Source organism: Paenibacillus sp. PAMC 26794, from assembly GCF_000316035.1.
GTDB lineage: Bacteria > Bacillota > Bacilli > Paenibacillales > Paenibacillaceae > Paenibacillus.
On sequence record NZ_ANHX01000021.1, the window covers coordinates 94479 to 112510 of the forward strand.

At 44.5% G+C, this 18032-nt stretch carries 17 protein-coding genes; 1 reads left to right on the plus strand and 16 read right to left on the minus strand.

Features of this window, described 5'->3' with window-relative positions; translation table 11 throughout:
* Positions 1-92 precede the first annotated feature (92 nt).
* Entirely contained in the window at positions 93-857 is a 765-nt protein-coding gene (locus D829_RS0111175; protein ID WP_017688975.1) for an AraC family transcriptional regulator, read from the minus strand.
* Between the two features lie 146 nt (positions 858-1003).
* Here D829_RS0111175 and D829_RS0111180 point away from each other — a divergent pair, with 146 nt between their 5' ends.
* Positions 1004-3253, plus strand: coding sequence for an FAD-dependent oxidoreductase (locus D829_RS0111180; RefSeq protein ID WP_017688976.1), 2250 nt, complete (start codon positions 1004-1006; stop codon positions 3251-3253).
* A gap of 60 nt (positions 3254-3313) precedes the next feature.
* Here D829_RS0111180 and D829_RS0111185 read toward each other — a convergent pair whose 3' ends face one another.
* The 15 genes from D829_RS0111185 to D829_RS30870 form a co-directional block, all read right to left on the minus strand.
* On the minus strand, positions 3314-4384 hold the full coding sequence (locus tag D829_RS0111185; RefSeq protein ID WP_017688977.1) for a glycoside hydrolase family 88 protein: 1071 nt from the start codon (positions 4382-4384) through the stop codon (positions 3314-3316).
* Between the two features lie 41 nt (positions 4385-4425).
* Positions 4426-6975 (minus strand): hypothetical protein, encoded by a 2550-nt coding sequence (locus D829_RS0111190; protein ID WP_017688978.1) that lies wholly within the window; start codon positions 6973-6975, stop codon positions 4426-4428.
* Positions 6976-6980: 5 nt separating this feature from the next.
* Positions 6981-7805: a carbohydrate ABC transporter permease gene (locus tag D829_RS0111195; RefSeq protein WP_017688979.1), complete on the minus strand. Its 825-nt coding sequence runs from the start codon at positions 7803-7805 to the stop codon at positions 6981-6983.
* Positions 7805-8710: a sugar ABC transporter permease gene (locus D829_RS0111200; protein ID WP_017688980.1), complete on the minus strand. Its 906-nt coding sequence runs from the start codon at positions 8708-8710 to the stop codon at positions 7805-7807. The genes D829_RS0111195 and D829_RS0111200 overlap by 1 nt, the downstream gene beginning before the upstream one ends.
* 91 nt (positions 8711-8801) lie before the next feature.
* The gene (locus tag D829_RS0111205) at positions 8802-10073 is read right to left on the minus strand and encodes a sugar ABC transporter substrate-binding protein (protein WP_017688981.1); all 1272 of its coding nucleotides are present in this window, start codon (positions 10071-10073) and stop codon (positions 8802-8804) included.
* Between the two features lie 22 nt (positions 10074-10095).
* Positions 10096-10977: an AraC family transcriptional regulator gene (locus D829_RS0111210; RefSeq protein ID WP_017688982.1), complete on the minus strand. Its 882-nt coding sequence runs from the start codon at positions 10975-10977 to the stop codon at positions 10096-10098.
* A gap of 236 nt (positions 10978-11213) precedes the next feature.
* Complete coding sequence (locus D829_RS0111215; protein ID WP_017688983.1) at positions 11214-12008, minus strand: phosphotransferase; 795 nt, start codon at positions 12006-12008, stop codon at positions 11214-11216.
* A 17-nt stretch (positions 12009-12025) separates the two neighbouring features.
* Positions 12026-12301, minus strand: a complete 276-nt coding sequence (locus D829_RS0111220) for a hypothetical protein (RefSeq protein ID WP_017688984.1) — start codon at positions 12299-12301, stop codon at positions 12026-12028.
* A 102-nt stretch (positions 12302-12403) separates the two neighbouring features.
* Positions 12404-12943 (minus strand): GNAT family protein, encoded by a 540-nt coding sequence (locus D829_RS0111225; RefSeq protein ID WP_017688985.1) that lies wholly within the window; start codon positions 12941-12943, stop codon positions 12404-12406.
* Between the two features lie 203 nt (positions 12944-13146).
* Positions 13147-14334, minus strand: coding sequence for a glycoside hydrolase family 5 protein (locus D829_RS0111230; RefSeq protein WP_017688986.1), 1188 nt, complete (start codon positions 14332-14334; stop codon positions 13147-13149).
* A 207-nt stretch (positions 14335-14541) separates the two neighbouring features.
* Complete coding sequence (locus tag D829_RS0111235) at positions 14542-14958, minus strand: hypothetical protein (protein ID WP_017688987.1); 417 nt, start codon at positions 14956-14958, stop codon at positions 14542-14544.
* Positions 14959-14984: 26 nt separating this feature from the next.
* Entirely contained in the window at positions 14985-16013 is a 1029-nt protein-coding gene (locus tag D829_RS0111240) for an alpha/beta hydrolase (protein ID WP_017688988.1), read from the minus strand.
* On the minus strand, positions 15994-16653 hold the full coding sequence (locus D829_RS0111245) for a hypothetical protein (RefSeq protein WP_017688989.1): 660 nt from the start codon (positions 16651-16653) through the stop codon (positions 15994-15996). The genes D829_RS0111240 and D829_RS0111245 overlap by 20 nt, the downstream gene beginning before the upstream one ends.
* Positions 16650-17195: a GNAT family N-acetyltransferase gene (locus tag D829_RS0111250; protein WP_017688990.1), complete on the minus strand. Its 546-nt coding sequence runs from the start codon at positions 17193-17195 to the stop codon at positions 16650-16652. Before D829_RS0111250 ends, D829_RS0111245 begins: the two co-directional genes overlap by 4 nt.
* Before the next feature lie 354 nt (positions 17196-17549).
* Entirely contained in the window at positions 17550-18020 is a 471-nt protein-coding gene (locus tag D829_RS30870) for an NUDIX domain-containing protein (RefSeq protein WP_017688992.1), read from the minus strand.
* Between the last annotated feature and the right edge of the window lie 12 nt (positions 18021-18032).

The window sequence follows — 18032 nt, forward strand, 5'->3', positions numbered from 1 at the left end:
AACCCGTAACGAAGGTGTATACCTGGTGCTCCGCTGGCTTCAAAAGTTGTCTTTAAAGTTGTCTTCAAAGCTTTCTGCTCACTTCTTTCAGCTTACACCCTGTGTCTCCTGCGATACTCAGATGGACTTATGCCCAACGTTTTGGAGAACACTCTACTCAGATAAAAACCGTTCTCATATCCGCATCGCTCGGCAATTTGGTTAAGGGTCAGGCTGCTGTCAGCCAAGAGGTTCTGCGCTTTTTTCAGACGGACCCGTTTGAGATAGCCTGATGGCGTCTCCTGAAAAGCTTCCCGGAAACGCCTTGTCAACTGCACCGGACTCAAGGCCAGTCGCTGTGCCAATTCCTGAAGGCTGATCTCCTCTTCCGCCCGCTCCTCCAGCAGCGCTGCCGCTTCAGCCATTCGTGCGTCTTCGGTAAATCTCCGCTCCTTTAAGCGATTCTGTCTGCGTTCCACCTGATACAACTGCCACAAATCCATCATAAAATGTGTCTTCCAACGGGCAACTTCCCCCTTATTCTCCTCACTGTCCTGGCGTAAATAAGCGTACGTCGAGGCTAACCGCTTCGTGTCATTAATCAGCGATTTTCCGGCTGGTGGCAGAAACTCCTCCTCCTCCAGGCTACTGCTAAACTGTAAATAGTGAAATGTCAGCGGGGTAATGACTGTCCGCCGAAAAGGAACCGCCGGGGGGCACAGCACCAGATCGCCAAAACTCGCTTCTCCGATCTGACCCCCAATCTCATAATGGAATATTCCCTCTTCGACGGCAAAAGCCACCCAAGTCGTATAGATATCTTCCGTAAGAGAAAATTCCCCTTTTTGCTTCCAGTAGATGTGGTTAAGCAGCTCCATGACTTGACCACCCTTTCTGTGAAATAAAGTATATGTTTGATGATAGTATAGTGCATTTAAAAAGTGAATATATAAATCTAAGATGAAATTATAGATATGTAGTTGGAGTCAAGGTGGATCTAACTTCAGTTAAGGAGGTCACAGATATGAAACAAGAGCATGTACAATACGACATCACCGTCATCGGCGGAGGACTTGCTGGTGTATGCGCCGCGATAGCCGCTGCCCGCATGGGGCAGCAGGTGGCGCTGGTGCAGAACCGCCCCGTGCTTGGCGGCAATTCCAGCAGCGAGGTTCGGGTCTGGGTGTGCGGCGCCACCGCCCACGGGATTAACCGTTATGCCCGGGAAACGGGTATTATGGGGGAATTGTTTGTAGAGAACCAGTACCGCAACCCGGAAGGCAACCCGTATCTCTGGGATCTACTCATTCTCGAAGCGGTCCGAGCCGAATCGAATATCACCTTGTATTTAAATACGGATGTGCATGAAGTGCAAGCCTCAGGCGATGGGGATGAACGAAAGATCACCTCTGTCACTGGCTGGATGATGGGCTCCGAGCGTAGAATTCATTTTGAGAGCAGCTTCTACCTGGACTGTACAGGTGATGGATTAGTCGGCTTTCTGGCTGGAGCCAAATTTGCACTCGGCCGGGAAGCCCGCAGCGAATATGGTGAAGAATGGGCACCAGAGGTGGCTGATCAGATCACGCTGGGCAGTACACTTCTCTTTTATACCAAGGATGCTGGTGCGCCTGTCCGTTATATTCCGCCTTCTTTTGCCAAGGACATAACACAGACCAGCATTCCGATTCGCCGGGTCATTCGCAGCGGGGATTCCGGTTGTCATTACTGGTGGATTGAATGGGGCGGTGAACATGACACCGTTCATGACAATGAGCTGATCCGTGATGAACTGTGGTCCGTGATCTACGGGATCTGGGACTATATCAAGAATTCCGGCAAGTTCGATGCAGATCATATGACGCTGGAGTGGATTGGTTCGCTGCCTGGCAAAAGGGAGTACCGCCGCTTCACGGGTGACTATGTGCTCACCCAGAACGATATTATCAGCCAGCGGGAGTTCCCGGATGCCGTTGCCTTTGGCGGCTGGTCCATCGACCTGCATCCTCCGCAGGGCATGTACGCCGAAGCGAGCGGCTCGAAGCATATGCATGCCGATGGCGTATATCACGTGCCGTTCCGCTCGCTGTATTCCGCGAATGTGCGGAATATGCTCATGGCCGGGCGCGACATCAGTGCATCACATGTCGCCTTCGGCACAACGCGCGTCATGGCCACATGCGCGGTCATCGGCGAAGCCGCAGGTACGGGCGCGGCGCTCTGCGCGGCCATGGGGGTGTCGCCGCGCGAGCTGCACGCGAGGCATCTGGCGGTCCTGCAGCAGACGTTACTGCGGCAGGACGCTTCCATCATCGGGGTGCGCAGCCACGATGAGCTGGATCTGGCCCGGCGTGCCCAGGTTACAGCCTCCAGCACGCTGACGGGCATCGCTCTTGAGCAGCCTGGCGAGACGTACCCGCTGGGTACGGATGTTGCCCTGCTGCTGCCTGTGCATCCAGTGCTAAGCGGCCTGGAGCTGCTGCTGGATGCATCCAGCGATACCGCGCTGACGGTAGAGCTGTGGGATACGGGGCGTAAGGAGAACTACGTCCCGCATTCGTTACAAGTTACGGCGACTGTTAACGTTACAACAGGAGCTAAGCGGTGGGTGAAGCTTCCGCTCGAATGGCGACCGGAAGAACCACAGAATGCTTTTATAATCATCCGCTCCAATAAAGACGTCTCCCTCTACCATTCGACAGAAGCACACAGCGGGGTGCTGATCTTCTTCAAAACAGAAGAGAACCATGTGTCCAAAAATCTGGAGGATCATGCCACGGACCAGCCTGTCGTATTATGGTCCATGCAAGGGTTGGCGCGTCAGCCATTCTGCTGTCGTACCCTCACTGAGACCCTGGCCTATTCAGCGGACAATACGATAAACGGTTATCATCGCCCTTATGGTGGGCCGCAACAGTGGATGTCGCAGCCAATGCAGTCTGGCAAACCGGAATGGGTACAACTGACATGGGAAGAGCCACAAACCTTGGCTGAATTGCACTTGACCTTCAATGATGATGTGAACGAGGATCTGGTTAATTTACATCACCATCAGACAACATTCCGTGTGATGCCTGAGTTGGTGCGTGATTATCGCGTGGATGTACTGACTCCGGCTGGAGAATGGACACAAGTCGCAAGCGTGCAAGAAAATCACAAAAGAAAAGTTATTCATTCCCTGGATATCCCTGTGTCAGCTCAGGCTCTGAGAATCATAATTGATGCCACAAATGGGAGCAGATATGCGGAATTAATCGAGATTCGAGCTTACTAAAACAAAAAGGAGGATACAGGAAACTGTATCCCCTATCCTCCACACAAAGTCCGCCTTATTCTATTCGGCGGTTGGAGCCCGCAAGCCCTCAATCAGGATAAACAACGTAAGTGCTTGTCCATAACCCATCGGACTGATCGGTATGTCTTTATAAAACTGAGCATCCTGCCCCACAGGAGTACCATAGGACACCTGCTGTACGACTCCGTGATCATCAATATGTTTCAACACCGCTTCAAGCGCACTCAAGCCATTCTGGCGATAGGATTCATCCAGATATCCATACCGGATTCCCTTGAGAATGCCGTATCCAATCGCTGCTGTTGCCGAGGTTTCTTTGTAAGAGGTTGGATCATCCAGCACAGTGTGCCACATGCCATCCTCACCCTGAAGCTTGCTCAGTGCTCTGACTTGAGCGGTTGCTGTATCCAACAGATAGGCCTTCAGCCCGTCTTCGATCGGAATGATATTCAGAAAATCCATAACTCCCGCCGTATACCATGCATTGCCTCTTCCCCAATGAACAGCACCATAGTTATGATTTTCATTGAAATCCCAGCCATGATAGAACAATCCGGTTTTCTTGTTATATAGATATTTGATATGCACAAGGAACTGTCGTTTGGCTTCTTCCACCATGTCGGGTTTCTTGAAGTATACCCCTGCCTTGGCCAAAAATAGCACCGTCATAAACAGGGTATCAATCAGAATTTGACCATCATTGGCATCTCCCGTGATCATATGTTGAAACGCACCATCTCCGGTTCGCAGCAGTCCATCCATGATCCAACTGCTCCACTCCTCACAGACCTGTTCGTATTCCTTGTTGCCGGTGAGCTCGCATAGTGAGATCAAAGTAAGGAGCGGAGCACAGGTGTTCACATTTTTTTCTGGTAATCCTTCCATCAACCTTGCATTGTACCATGATTCGAGAAATTCCAGCACTTTAGGATCTTTCGTTGCCTCATGGAGCTGAAGCAAGCCATACAGACCGACACCTTGCGGCCATTCCCATAGATGTATGTCGATTAGTCCGATGGGAAACTGTTCATTGATGCTTGTGTTTTTCATAGACTCCATCGCTTGGGATACCTTGCTTATTCTCTCCTGCAGCACCATTTGATTCAGCATGCTGGTTATCACTCCCTTGGTTTCTTGCACACGATTCAGCGCTACATGTCCAGTAACTTCAGTTGTCCCTTTACTCCATAACCTTCGTGTATAATTTCCTCTTCTTTAATAAGAAAAGGCTTGTTCATTCCCCATTGAATTGGACCATATACCGGGTCTGTTAGAGTGAGAGTTAAAGCTTGATTATCGAATTGCGGGCTTGCAGAACGAACTTGGTTAATAAAAGCGTCAAATGAACCGAATTGCTGTTCGCTTCCTGCTCTTATAATCCAGGCGTTACGCAAGCCATGGGAAATAAGCTCACGTTCTCTTGTCACCCCGCTGCTCTCCATACTCGTCCCGTTGGCCGCATATATAGCTGCATAACCCTTATCCAAACGGGCAAAGTGCCAGTTCTCATGCCTTACCCATTCCGTGAAGGAGTGAGTAGGAAAATAAGCATGTGTCCAGTCCGAGTTGTGATCCGCAGGAATATCAAACATCATCAAAGCGATCCCCTCATGCTGAACAACATCGGGCAATATCCCATTCCCAGCCCAGAAGCAAGGTCGACCATCTCCATGCTTGTATATTTCTGCCGGATGATTCACCCAGATCTGTGCCTCAGGTGACAGAGATAAATGCTGAACATGCTCCTGATAACCTGGCTTGCGTGGACGGAAGCGAATGATTGAGGATAAGGAGTATTCCTTGGTCCGACAATGATAGAGCTTGGCGTAACCTCCCTTGCCCTGCTGATTGGCGAACACCAACTGCTGATTGTCCCCGAGCAAGAGATGCTCCTGATATGCTGCTGGAGGACTGTAATCCGATAAACTCAAGGCAACATTGCTTATTGAATAATTGTTTACATTGCCAACGCCATAAGCGATCCAGCACATTGAAGTTGTTCCCGCTGCATAACTGCCCAGCAATTCCTTCTCATAACTGCGCCCGAACGTTGTAGACAAGACTCCTTGATGCATCTGAACGGTAATATAATAGAATAACAGGTCCATTGCCTTTTTGGCTTGCTGTCTGAGCTGTTCATTATGGGCAAATTCATAGATATGCAATAGCCCAACCGCATCAATCGGAATGTATGCACTTGAATTCCATTCTGCCAATCCTTCATCCAAAAAGCGCTCAAACCATAATGCAAGCCTCTGCTCTGCTTTTTGACGATGTACTTCACCGGATTCACCACTGTTGCTGAACGTTTCATCTCCAAACAGCTGTCCGGCTAACAGTTCATTGGTATGGAACAACAAGGCATGGTTCTCACTGAAGAACCACATCACATCATCGCCAGGTTCATCAATCCAATATCGATAGCCCAGAATGCTTGCTTTTACCCGATCCCAGAACAATTCACTGAACAGATCGCTATTTCGCTCATCTCTCCAAAGACGGAACAGTCCCACCAGATAGAAGTCACTGCAATCCTTCCGTTGCTCGATCCCTTCCACACCATCAAGCAAAATGTTCTCCGCTTCTTGCTGATTACCTCCTGTTTTGAGCATGGCAATGGCCTTATGAATATTGGGACTGCCCTTCTCGGCAATGCATCGCAGAGCCAGGGATTTGCGGGCTTCAATATCCGCAGCTTGCTGAGCTGCCTCATCATAGCTGGTATCATAGGATTGGCAGCCAAACTTCTTGGTTAGTACAACATTTGAAACTGAAATAGCCAGCGTGAAGTATACGTAATGATGACCGAGTTGATTCGTATGTGCCAGGACCAGGTCCGTTTCCTTTTCGGCGATGTGTATCGTCTTATTTTCGGTACCGTCAAAAAAATTGCCATACTGAATATCAACCACTCTAACGATGTCCGGTAAGGGAAGCGGCAACTTGAGCTTAATCTGCTCACCTCTGAAGAGATCCGAAGGAAAATAAGCCTGTTCGAGGGCTTCCTCTGCGGATTTTACAGACTCCGCCAAATGAGGAGCAATAGGCAGGGAAATCACCAATTCCTCGTCTCCCAGATATTCCACCGCAAAAGCATACATCGTATCCCGCTCAGCCAGATCCTCCCAGCAGGCATAGATCTCATTGATTCCAGCTACAAGTTCAGCTTTAATAACGATTTCCTGCTCCTTGTTACGCATGAGTGGCGCAAAATCCGTTACCATTTCCCCATTCACCCACAACGTCAGACTGCCATAGGTCTTAATCCGCAAAGAGGCGGTATGAGCAGTCTGAGAAATGAGTCTTGTCGCCGCGTAACTGCGCAGATGTGTCGGTACAAACCAAAATCCTGATTGCTCCACCCGTGGATTATTCCAAGGAGAATACAGTGCCCAAGGCATTCCGTTCTCTTCTCCAACGAAGTCGTCTCCCGGGCTAGGAAACTCGCTCCATTGATCAAAAAATCGGTTCACAGGCTGCATTCTCCTATGTTCTACAAATTCCTTTCTGCATGGATTCTCATGAATGGCAAATCCATCGATAAGCCAATCATTAATATCTCCTTCCATCGTTGTTGGAACAAAGGCAACAGGCTTCGTATATATGCCGCTGATCATCCAATGATTAATGACCTGATTGTGACCTAATTTCATAGGTTTATAATTCAAGGTATCCATCCCACTCCAGGTGGTATCTGACATTCAACTCATCCTTTCATTCCTGAAGTAATCATACCGCTGACAAAATACCGCTGGAAAACCATAAAAACAATGAGTACCGGAAGCATCGTGATGACGGACATCGCAAGCAAACTTCCCCAATCCACGTTGTATTCACCAATAAAATTAGAGAGCGCAAGCTGGATGGTATATTTCGATGGATCACTAATCGCAATTAACGGCCATACAAAATCATCCCATCTCCACATGAAGGAGAAGATTGCGAGCACCGCAAGAATTGGCTTCGCTATCGGAAGAATAATGCTCCAATAAATTTTCCATTCGCCCGCTCCATCCATCCGGGCAGCTTCCAACAGCTCGTCCGGTACGGACAACAAATACTGCCGCATAAGGAACACACCTGTTGGGGTTGCTGCTGGCGGGATAATAATCGCGAGCAGGCTATTATACAACCCCAGTGCACTCAGCACTTTGAATATAGGAATCATGATTACCTCAATCGGAATCATGAGTGTTGAGACAAAAGCAATTAATATGATCGCGCTTCCGCGGAAGCGATATTTCGCCAATGCAAAACCTGCCATGGAGTTAATCAATAACAGTAGCAGCGTTGAGCTTACAGTTACGATCGTACTATTCATAAAATACAAGCCAAAATCACCTTTACTGAATGCCTCCTTGAAATGCTCAAAGGTGATTGGCTGCGGCCATAACTTGGGAGGGAAGCTGTACAGATCGCTATTCGTTTTCAAAGCAGAAATCACGACCCACAGGACAGGCAGGAGCCACACCACTGCGGCAACACTTAACAGACTGTAGATGAAGATTTTGACCATAGGCTTCATGACCATCACATAGCCCCTCCTTTCGATAGACGGAATTGCAGAGCCGAGAATCCACCAATAAGGATAAACAGTATCACCGACATGGCACTGGCCAGGCCAAGCTCCTGTCTGTTAAAGCCAATCTCATAAATATATTGAACAATATAGGTGGTATCTTTGCCCGGTCCACCACCTGTAAGCGCAAACATAAGTGGGAATGCTTTGAACGCATCAATCAGAGTAAGCATAACAACAAGCAAGCTTGTGGGCTTCAACAACGGGAGCGTAATATATCGAAACACCTTTATTCCCGTTGCCCCGTCCAAGCGGGCAGCCTCATAATAATCCGTAGGTATAGCCTGCAAACCCGCGATAAAAATGACCATGAAAAAGCCTGCACGTGACCATACCGTCGCGATGATTACAGCCGTATTTGCCCAAAAGGAAGAAGTTAAAAAACCAACAGGTTCCACACCAACCACGGTTAACAGATGATTCAAAATGCCAAATGAATCTCCGAAAATCCACTTCCAGGTCAATCCTACGATAATGTAAGAAATCATGGTCGGCCAGTAAAATACGGCCCTGAAGAACCCGCGCATTCTAATCTCGCGCGCAAGCAACAAAGCAATGCCTAACGCTGCTGCATATATTAGCGGGACAACAATCGCTGCATAAATCCCCGTTCGTCCGATGGTCGACCAAAATTCCCGATCCCCTATAATTTTAATATAATTATCCAGCCCGTTGAACTTCATTGGGTTCAATCCATCATAGACATGGAAGGAATAATAGAGGCCCAATAAAGAGGGAAATACGATAAAAGTTCCAAAGATCAGGAGGTTGGGTAGTATAAACAGATAAGGAGCAATAACGAGCTTCCTGTTCTGTTTTGCCAGCGTATTCCTGTTTAATCGTTGTCCTTCACTCATCTGCTTGCCCCTTCCTTATGCGTTATTCGAAAGGGAGGCTTCACAGGAATCGGTAAGCCCCCATATACGAATTAACCAAAGCGCTTTACGTTTATTGACTGCCAATAGCCTCGTTAATCAGTTTGGCTGTTCGATCCAATGCCTCCTGCGGAGTTGCCTTATCGGATAAAACCTCAACAATATTATTTTTCAGGTCCGTTGAAATTTTGGATATAATGGTCTGTCTGGACCAGTCATTAGCTGCAAGAGGCGAACTGTTCTTCAGTTCATCCGCGAAAATTTCAAACATCTCCTTGCCGAATTCATAATTCAATACAGAGCTGTCCTTCCGTGGACTCATAAACAATGATTCTTGGTTATATTTTGAATTCACTTCTTTGGACGTTAAGTATTCAATAAATTCTGCCGCCTCCTGCTCATATCCGCTGCCTTTGAATGCCATCAGAAACTTCCCGCCTGGCACTGAAGAACGTTGTGTTCCTTTTGGCATATAAGTGACTCCCCATTCAAAATCGGTGATATCCTTGTAATTGCTGATCATCCAGTTGCCAGCCCAGTGGGTAGCCACCGTCCCGGAACGGAACAGGTTGTTCGGATTTTCCCCTCCGAGCCATACGGATTCGGGCATGATCCCTTCTTGATGAAGCTGCTTGAACTGCTCCATGCTACGGATTCCGGCTTCATTGTTAATCGCTGCCGCAGTGCCATCCTCCGTTAAGATGCTTCCGCCATTCTGATACAAAAGAGTGGACCATCTATGCGGTGTGACATCCCATACCATGCCATAACGTGCTCCGCCTTTGTCCATAACCTCTTTTAACGCAGCTGTGTATTCATCCCACGTCCATACCTGGTCAGGAGAGGTCGGTACTTTGACGCCCGCTTTATCAAATAAGGTTTTGTTATAAATAAGCCCATTCGCTGTGACATCCATAGGCGCCGCTACCAACTTGTCATTAATAACATAATAAGGTTTAAGTGAGTCAATAAATTGATCCTTGAATTGATCCGCATTGCCCACGTAGGGTGTCAGATCCACCGCCTGATTAGCAAATGATCCGGTATCCGTGACCCGGCTCAGGGCAGGTGGCTTTCCACCGGATAACATCGTTTTTAATTTGGTTTGGATATCCTTGAAGCCAACTTCAATCAGATTGATCTTAACCTTGGTATTCGTCTGCTCATAATCTTTGATGATTTCCTTGATGACTTCTCCTTCTTTTCCGTCAGAGAACCACAGGAAATCCAGAGTTGTTTGTTTTGGATTAGCATTGCTACCTGAATTTCCGCAAGCAGTCAGTACGATGAGTAACATGACCATTACCATGCTAGTGATGAGCTTAAACGTTGTTCTTCTTGTCATATCAACATCTCCTTGGAAGGGTTTAATGAATTTTTGCTTCGTTAAGCAATTCACTTTTACGGAATAACTGTGGCGATACACCCACATACTGTTTAAAGGCCCTGCTAAAATATACAGGTGTGTTAAAGCCTAGTGTCTCTGATATCGACAAAATCGGTGCATCCGTAGACAGCAACAATTTTTTGGCCTCTGCAACCCTTTTCCGTATTACATAATTGCTTATGGTATATCCCGTCGTTTCTTTAAAAGAATGACAAATGTAGTATTTATTCAAATGGAGTATTTTAGACAACTCATCCAAAGAAACATTCTCCGTGTAGTTCTGGTTTAAATAATGAAGAACCCGGCTTACGCTTGTTTGCTTTTGGGAAGAACATAAAATAGGATTGGCGGATTGCTCACTAGTCGTTTTTCGGTAAATCCGCAGTAGCAATTGGGTAAGACTTAATTTGACCATTGTTTTGTACCCTGTATTTCCTGCACCCATCTCCTCCTTGATTCCCTTAAATATACCTGTGATATGCTCACGCTCCTCCGGAGGCCAATGCACCAATAACCCATTGGGATGACGGAATATGGACATCAGATTCTCCAACTGACTGACAGCAAGCATGTCCAAAAGCAATAATTCCGTGAAATTGACGAAACTTCGCTTGTACACGATTTCTCTTGAAGGATTGATTCGGTGGGGCACACCGCCTCTGAATATAAACATATCTCCGGGCAGCGGCTTATATATTCGGTCACCGATTAAAAAGGTTGCATCTCCTTGAATAAAATAATGTATCTCATACCCATTATGCGTATGAACAGGCCATTCATCCTGAAAATTATCTGCTTCTGATCGCACATAAACTTCATTTTCCTGCAGAGCAATATTCGTCGGGGTGTGTATGGTTAGCATCAGTAAAGATCTCCCTTCCCAGAATATAAAAAGCAATATAGTTTAATAATTTACAATGATAGCGCTTTACAATGAATTGTAACACAGTTATTTCGATCTAATCTGAACTATATTGCTGTATTGTTGATCACAATTGTTGAAAATGATTAGAAAGGAATTCATAAGGATTCGAAGATGGAAACAAAAAAACCGCTGTCCAGCCCTTAGGCTATCACGCGGTCCATTAGCATTACCTTTCAAACCCATTCATCCCAATGGTTTTCAAGAAAAATGACTTCTTTCTCATAGTGGGCCAGATGACCCTCTTCGACCATCTTCATAAAAGCGACATCTCCATCAGCCGCACGATCAGTCAGTGTTTTACACATGAAACGGATACGGGATATGACACAATCCTTCAAATCTGCTGGAACACTCAGCCCGTACGTAGCCATGAATAAGGCAATCCGTTCTTTCCGAATAGTTCCGTGCGCCTGGCTGGCGTATGGCATTACACCCTTTCCGTCCATCTCTGGTGAGAAATCTGCGAGTGGAACGGATGTATACAAGACATAGGCAATATCCCACATTCGCGGACCCGGACCCGCCATATCAAAATCAATAATGCCTTGAGGACGGCCATCCTTGTACACCACATTATACGGCGCAAAATCGTTATGACATACAACTTCATCTTCAGTTATGCCTGGATATCTGTTCGTTGATACTGATGTTGTTGTAAATCCAACGGTCGCATCATGGTAACTTCTCAACAGTTTCGCGACTTCAATCAAAGATTCGTCTGACCACATATGCTCTTCTAGATCAGGGTAGTCATTGCCTGGAACGATGCCTTCGAGGTAAGAAAGTATTTCTCGCCCCTGTTCATCTATTCCCAGAAATCGAGGGGCATGATCATAACCAACTTTTTCGAGATGTAAAAGCAGTTCAACCACATATGGATTTGGTTTCACATGCCGGCGAACCGTCTCACCTATTCTGACGACCTGATTCACATTACCTCCCGATAACACTTCCTCCTGTTGGGCCATTTTCATCCCTCCTCAAGCTAAACTTCCTTGCTATGCCCATGATTACGATTTTTCTTATAACTCCCCGGGAATCCCGCCACCAATAGTATAAATCCAACAAAGAACATGAAGTATACGAGTAAACCTGTTGGATGCTCGTTCATCTGAGCGAACTGGGGCACGTTAGTCCCTCCTGACGCGTATCCTGCTTCTACTATAGCGACAGAGACTCGTATTGAAATTCTCTCCATTGTTGAAATAAACACACTGCCAAGCATGAGGACTACACCCAAAATCTTGTTAATATTATTCATTTCATGCCTCCTTGATTAACCGTCCACTTTTTATGAGGTTATCTACTTAATGTCTTTCGATTCTCTAGTCTAAATTCCTGCATGTTATATTCACGATATAAGTTACGTAGCTACCACTTGGTGCAGATCCATACTATTTTCGAAAAAGGCTGACCGTTCAACATAATACAGATCATACATCTGTTCATTCATATTGATCCGTTGATATACATCTGGATACACATCATTCGCTAATTTCACATAAGGCAGTTTTTGTACCGCTTTTCTGGATCTTATATTCTGCTTGCGTATCTTCATAAATACCGTTTCAATCCCATGTTCCAGAAACAATTCAACAAAGAAGTCTGATTTGGCTCTTTGGCTATACCCATTTCCAAAAAACGGTGATCCAATCCATGTGGCTAAAAAACCGGTTTGATGCTCAATATGATATAGATCAATGGTTCCAATAGGCTGCCCTGTTTCATTCAAAATCGTTCGGGAAATCACCGTTTTTTGCTCTTCTTCGGCCATCAATTGTTTAGTGAGGAATAGATATTCTTCATACGATTGGCATTGATAACGAACGTAAGGAGAAACTGCGGGGTCCATCATTAAGCTGTACAGTGAAAGGCATTCCTGCAAATCACGTTTTTTTAACATTCTGTCTACCACCTAGTCCTTTTAGTTCGCTATATCAAGCAAATTAAGTATATAAAAGCTATTGTGGGATTTAATGAATTCTGTATGTGGCTTATGTAAAATGCATTGGTAAATGTTGTTCAACTTTATCTCGGGTAACAAAAAAAACGGCATGTCCCTTTTGAAGGAACACACCGTTTGTACGGATACAGATAGACAGTAAATTATTGCATACCTTGCATGATGGCATTAATGATATTTTGCTGAGTCACGGTATTGTTCGAACGGTTAAACAATGCGAATCCATGTTGACCGTTATGCCCGTTATCCCAATAAACAGGAACCATTTTGTATTTTTTAGCTTTTGCGGTAACTGCTTTTGCGTATGCTGCACGATATACATTGTTGCTGGAATCGTAGGACGTTTTATCAATAGAACCGAACTCACCAATCACTACAGGATAGCCCTGAGTTACAAATTTGTCGTACATGGACTTGAACTGCGATTCAAGATAATCCTCTTGTCCCCAAGTAGACTTCTTGGCAGGATTCGTAGAAGTTGCACCCCACTGTGTGATATTACCGTTTTCCTCACCTGCAAAATCCCACGGAGAGTAATAGTGTGCCGAGATCATGATTCTCTTCTGCGAACTAGGAATAGCTGAGGATCTGTAATTATCTGTCGGAAGAGCAAAGCCATAATTACCAACAGTGTAGTCAATATTGGTATTCCAGCCTGGAATCAGCAACCATCTGGCATTGTTGTTACCTCCAGTCTGACGAACCGTATCCACGAAGATTTGGTTGTATGCGTTCAGATTGGCGTAATAGGCCGAGTTTGGATTGCCATAGTTACCATCGAATACTTCGTTCATGGATTCGAAAATAAGACGGTCATTGTAGTTGCTAAACTTAGTGGCAATTTGCTGCCACACTTTCTTATATTTTTCCTTAATGGCAGTCTGATTTCCACCATTCACGAGCAGCCATCCACCCTGTACGGAATTATACCCATCACCATGAATATTGATGATCACATACAGACCTTCATTGTACGCATAATCCACGACTTGCTGAATTCGATTCAGCCATGCCGCATTGATTGTATAATTGGGAGCGCTTCCAATGTTGCTCAAATAGGAAACGGGAATACGAATGGATTTGAAGCCTGCCGCTTTTACCTTTTTGATTAACTCTGGAGTTACCGTAGGATTGCCCCAAGCTGTCTCATTCGGTGTACCGTTCACCGCTGCTTCCAGCTGATTGCCGAGATTCCATCCTGCACCCATCTCAGACACTATTTGCGAAGCGTCCGCTGCTGATGCTTTAGCGCTCCATCCCGTAAAGGCTACCGCAGCCACTAATACCAGTGCCAAGCTGCTGATGCCAAATTTCTTCCATTTTTTGAACATAACCATACCTCCGCTTATTCTATTATTTTTAACAAGCAGTGCAGTTAATCTATCCATACAGATTGAATGATTCGAGAATACGTGCCTCCTCTCTCTATCGATCAAACAAATGAATTCTTCGTCCACCACCAACATAATAACACATTTATGGAAAATAAAGCGATATCTTTATTGTTTTTTGTGACTATTTACTACAAAATAATCCATCTATCCGTTTACGTGGATTGCTTGGATTTGTTCTCTATCAAAATCAATAATCATGATGTGATCGCGCAAAATATGATCTCCGCAAGATATTGTTGCGCCGTAGTCGGTTATACTGTTAAATGTGATATCCACGCGATAGACTTCAATCTCATTAAACCAATTCTGATGTACCTTTTCATGAAGTTCATTCTCATAATATTTTCGAAAGACCGTCTCACAAGTTGAAAACCACTTAATGTAATCTTCTATTTTATGAACAATTGAATCTAACGGTGTATTAGTGGACACATATATTGGAACGTCATTTAAATCCTCATCCTGTATGCAATGTTTAAATATTTGCACAGTATTTTGCAGAGTGTAACACCGGTAACTCTCATCACTCTCTTCTTCAAGCTCAATGAATTCACTTAACAATGTGATCTTGCTCCTCTCAATGCATATTAAAATAGCTCATTTAACCACTTTACGAATTTTTCTTTCTCTTCAAACTGTGGGTAATGCGCCGACTCGTTGAATACAATGAAGTCTTTGATCGGTGCATCCAATACGTCAAAATAATCACGTGCTGCATTCGCAGTGGTCATATAATCATATTTACCCGTTACAAAATAGGTAGGAATCTCCAGATGATCAACAATATCAGGTAAATTTTGATCAAATGCTTCCTTCAGTAAGATGTCTTGTGAACTGAACATCCCTGTATAAAAGCGAATCATATCCAGCCCATTGTATTCGGGATTAAAAAGAAATCCTGAAATATAATCTCTATTCTCATGGATGAGTCTGGCTGCACCACCGTACTTTTGCAACAAAATTCTAGGCGTAAGTTCCTTTCCTTGCTCGATCGAGCTGCGAATTAGCTCCAGTTTTTTAACGTCCTCTGCATTACCGGCTTGTTTCGCTTGCTCGTACGTGTACTCCAAACTTTCCAGTTCGCTCTGAAGTGTATTAGCCATCTGTCCAATGCCTATATAAGCGTGAAACTGAGTAGGTGCTTTAGCCGCAGCTTTCATCCCGATGTATGTACCAAATGAATGACCAATTAATATAACCTTCTCTTGACCTAACTCCTTAGATACATAATTCCTTAACGCTAACAAATCATCTACTAATATATCTGTTGTGAGATTCGAGTAATTCTCAAAAAAGTGATAGGACTTCCCACTCCCACGTTGATCGTAATGCACCACCGTGAAGTGTTGCTCAAGCTCTTTCTGATACTTCCTTACGTACGGAATCTCCGAGCATCCCGGCCCGCCATGCACAAAAATCAGGATAGGGTTAGTCCGATCAACACCCCTGATCATGACTTCATGTCCTGTACCGTTAATTTCGACCTGCTCTAACATGCTGATGCTGTTTTCACCTTTAATTTTGGGTGTCCATGTGGGAAATATCAGAGCTACTATAACCATTAAAATAATACTGAATATGCTGTACTTGAGTGTTTTACGTATTTTTTTGCGCATGTAATGCTCCTAACGGATACAACAATTCAACGGGTTCTATCATCAGCTCTTCTTGGAAGATGTAATTGTGATCGGCTCCTACGATACAGAGGATTCGTTTTCCTGGATGAGCTTCAATTGTATTTTTGACTCTTTGAATCATAATCTGATTACGGACCACCCAGCGAAAGTTCTGTGCCTTCGCGTTTACCTGATGCAACCATTCATACTTTTGTCTGGTTACACGATCGAACTCCTTTGAATTAAAAGGAATCTCGCCAAACTGATACGTCTCCATTTGCTCTGCAAACCAATGATCATCCCGTTGTTCAAGTTCTTGGCGTTCCACGCCCGAATAACCGTTGAATGGATCAAAAGCATTCCATACATCTAATTCAAACCAGTCTATAGGGACAAATGGGATGTTATGCTCCTCGCATAAAGGGAAGACCAATTCCCAATACTCACTAGCTGGTTCTCCCCAGTATCCTCTATCATGTTTGTCCTTCAGATACCTCAACCAACTCTGTGGATGAACTTCACCACAAATGAGATCGGGTTTAAACTCAGTAATCACATCCTTGTAAAGAGAAAGGGAACAATGATATCGCTCCCTGAGTTCTGGATTATGAATGGTTCCGAGTATCCCAACCGTTGTCATGTGCCCAGCTCCTTTATCATATGTATATCGTTCGGCTCCTTGTCATAAAGTTCTTGATCAATCTCGCTTGCAATCTGACTGCCCTGACTTTTATAAAAGGATACCGCTGATTTCGTCTCTGTGGAGGAGATATACAGATACTGTGCACCACGTTTCTTAGCCTCTTCACCTAATTGGTTTAGAATACGTTTACCAACGCCTTGTCTTCTGTACCCGCGTGAGACATACATCAAGTCAACTTGTAATTGATTTCGTTCTTTTCCTCTATATTGATGTGCCAGCACACCAAATCCGATTAATTGATCGTCAGCAAACGCGCCATATGCCATGCCACCTTGTTCTAATTCGTACACATATCGATTTTGAATCTCTTTCAAAAGCATCTCATCCCAGTTTGAGCACTCATTATTTTGTTCAAGCTCAACCAATCGGTTCTCTCTCATTTCATAAATGAGATCAATATGTTCCGAGCGATCTATTTCCTGCAGCTGATTCACATCATCAAGGGTCAACGTTCTATACGTTATCATGGTCATTGCCATTGCCATCTCTCCTCTCCATGTTATTTCTAAGATCCTATGGCTTTATAGATCGAAGTCTGTATTTATCAAAGACCCTTTTATCGTACAAAATAGTGTATTCCTTGTTCTCTTCAATTAGTTTTGACATATCCAGTGGAACGACTATTGTTCTTTCAAGATTATTAAAATTAATTACAGTCATTTTATTTTCACTAATCTTTTGAACAGTAACTGCTTCAAAAATTGAAGTTCGAAAGGAATCCCATAACAAAATTAAAAGCAATAAAAGTAATAGTGACATGATGAGCCCCTTATTCTTATTCACTAGCTCTTTTCATCTCCTTTAGTTTCAAAACAGAGTTCCTCCAACTAAAACTAGCTTATTTTAATTTCAGGTAACTCATTCAAATGATTTATTTCGATAGTGTATTTCTTAAGCTTATGGTTCTCAAGTCCATCCCATCTGTCTGAGAAACGATAAAACATATCTCCGAAGTTCATCCCTTCAGGTAATACATCCACAAGCTTTATTTCATCGATTTCAGACTCCGGTAAGCTCTCCAACAATTTAACCTCAGCATAAGAAACCATACCAAAGCTCCCATTCCATTCATATACCCCATAAGGTATTAATTCGAAGTGTACTGCCCCTGTCTCTTCATAGAGTTCTCGACTTGCCGTGTGTAAAATGGTTTCCCCTATTTCTTTGTTGCCTCCTGGGATCTCCCAACCTCCTCCTTTTTTCCTATTTTTTATAATGATGAATTTATTTTTGTATTTAGCGATCATAACTGCAAATTTGATTAACTCTGGATCAAGTTCATCTAGATCAAACCAGTGGCTCATGTTATCTCTCCC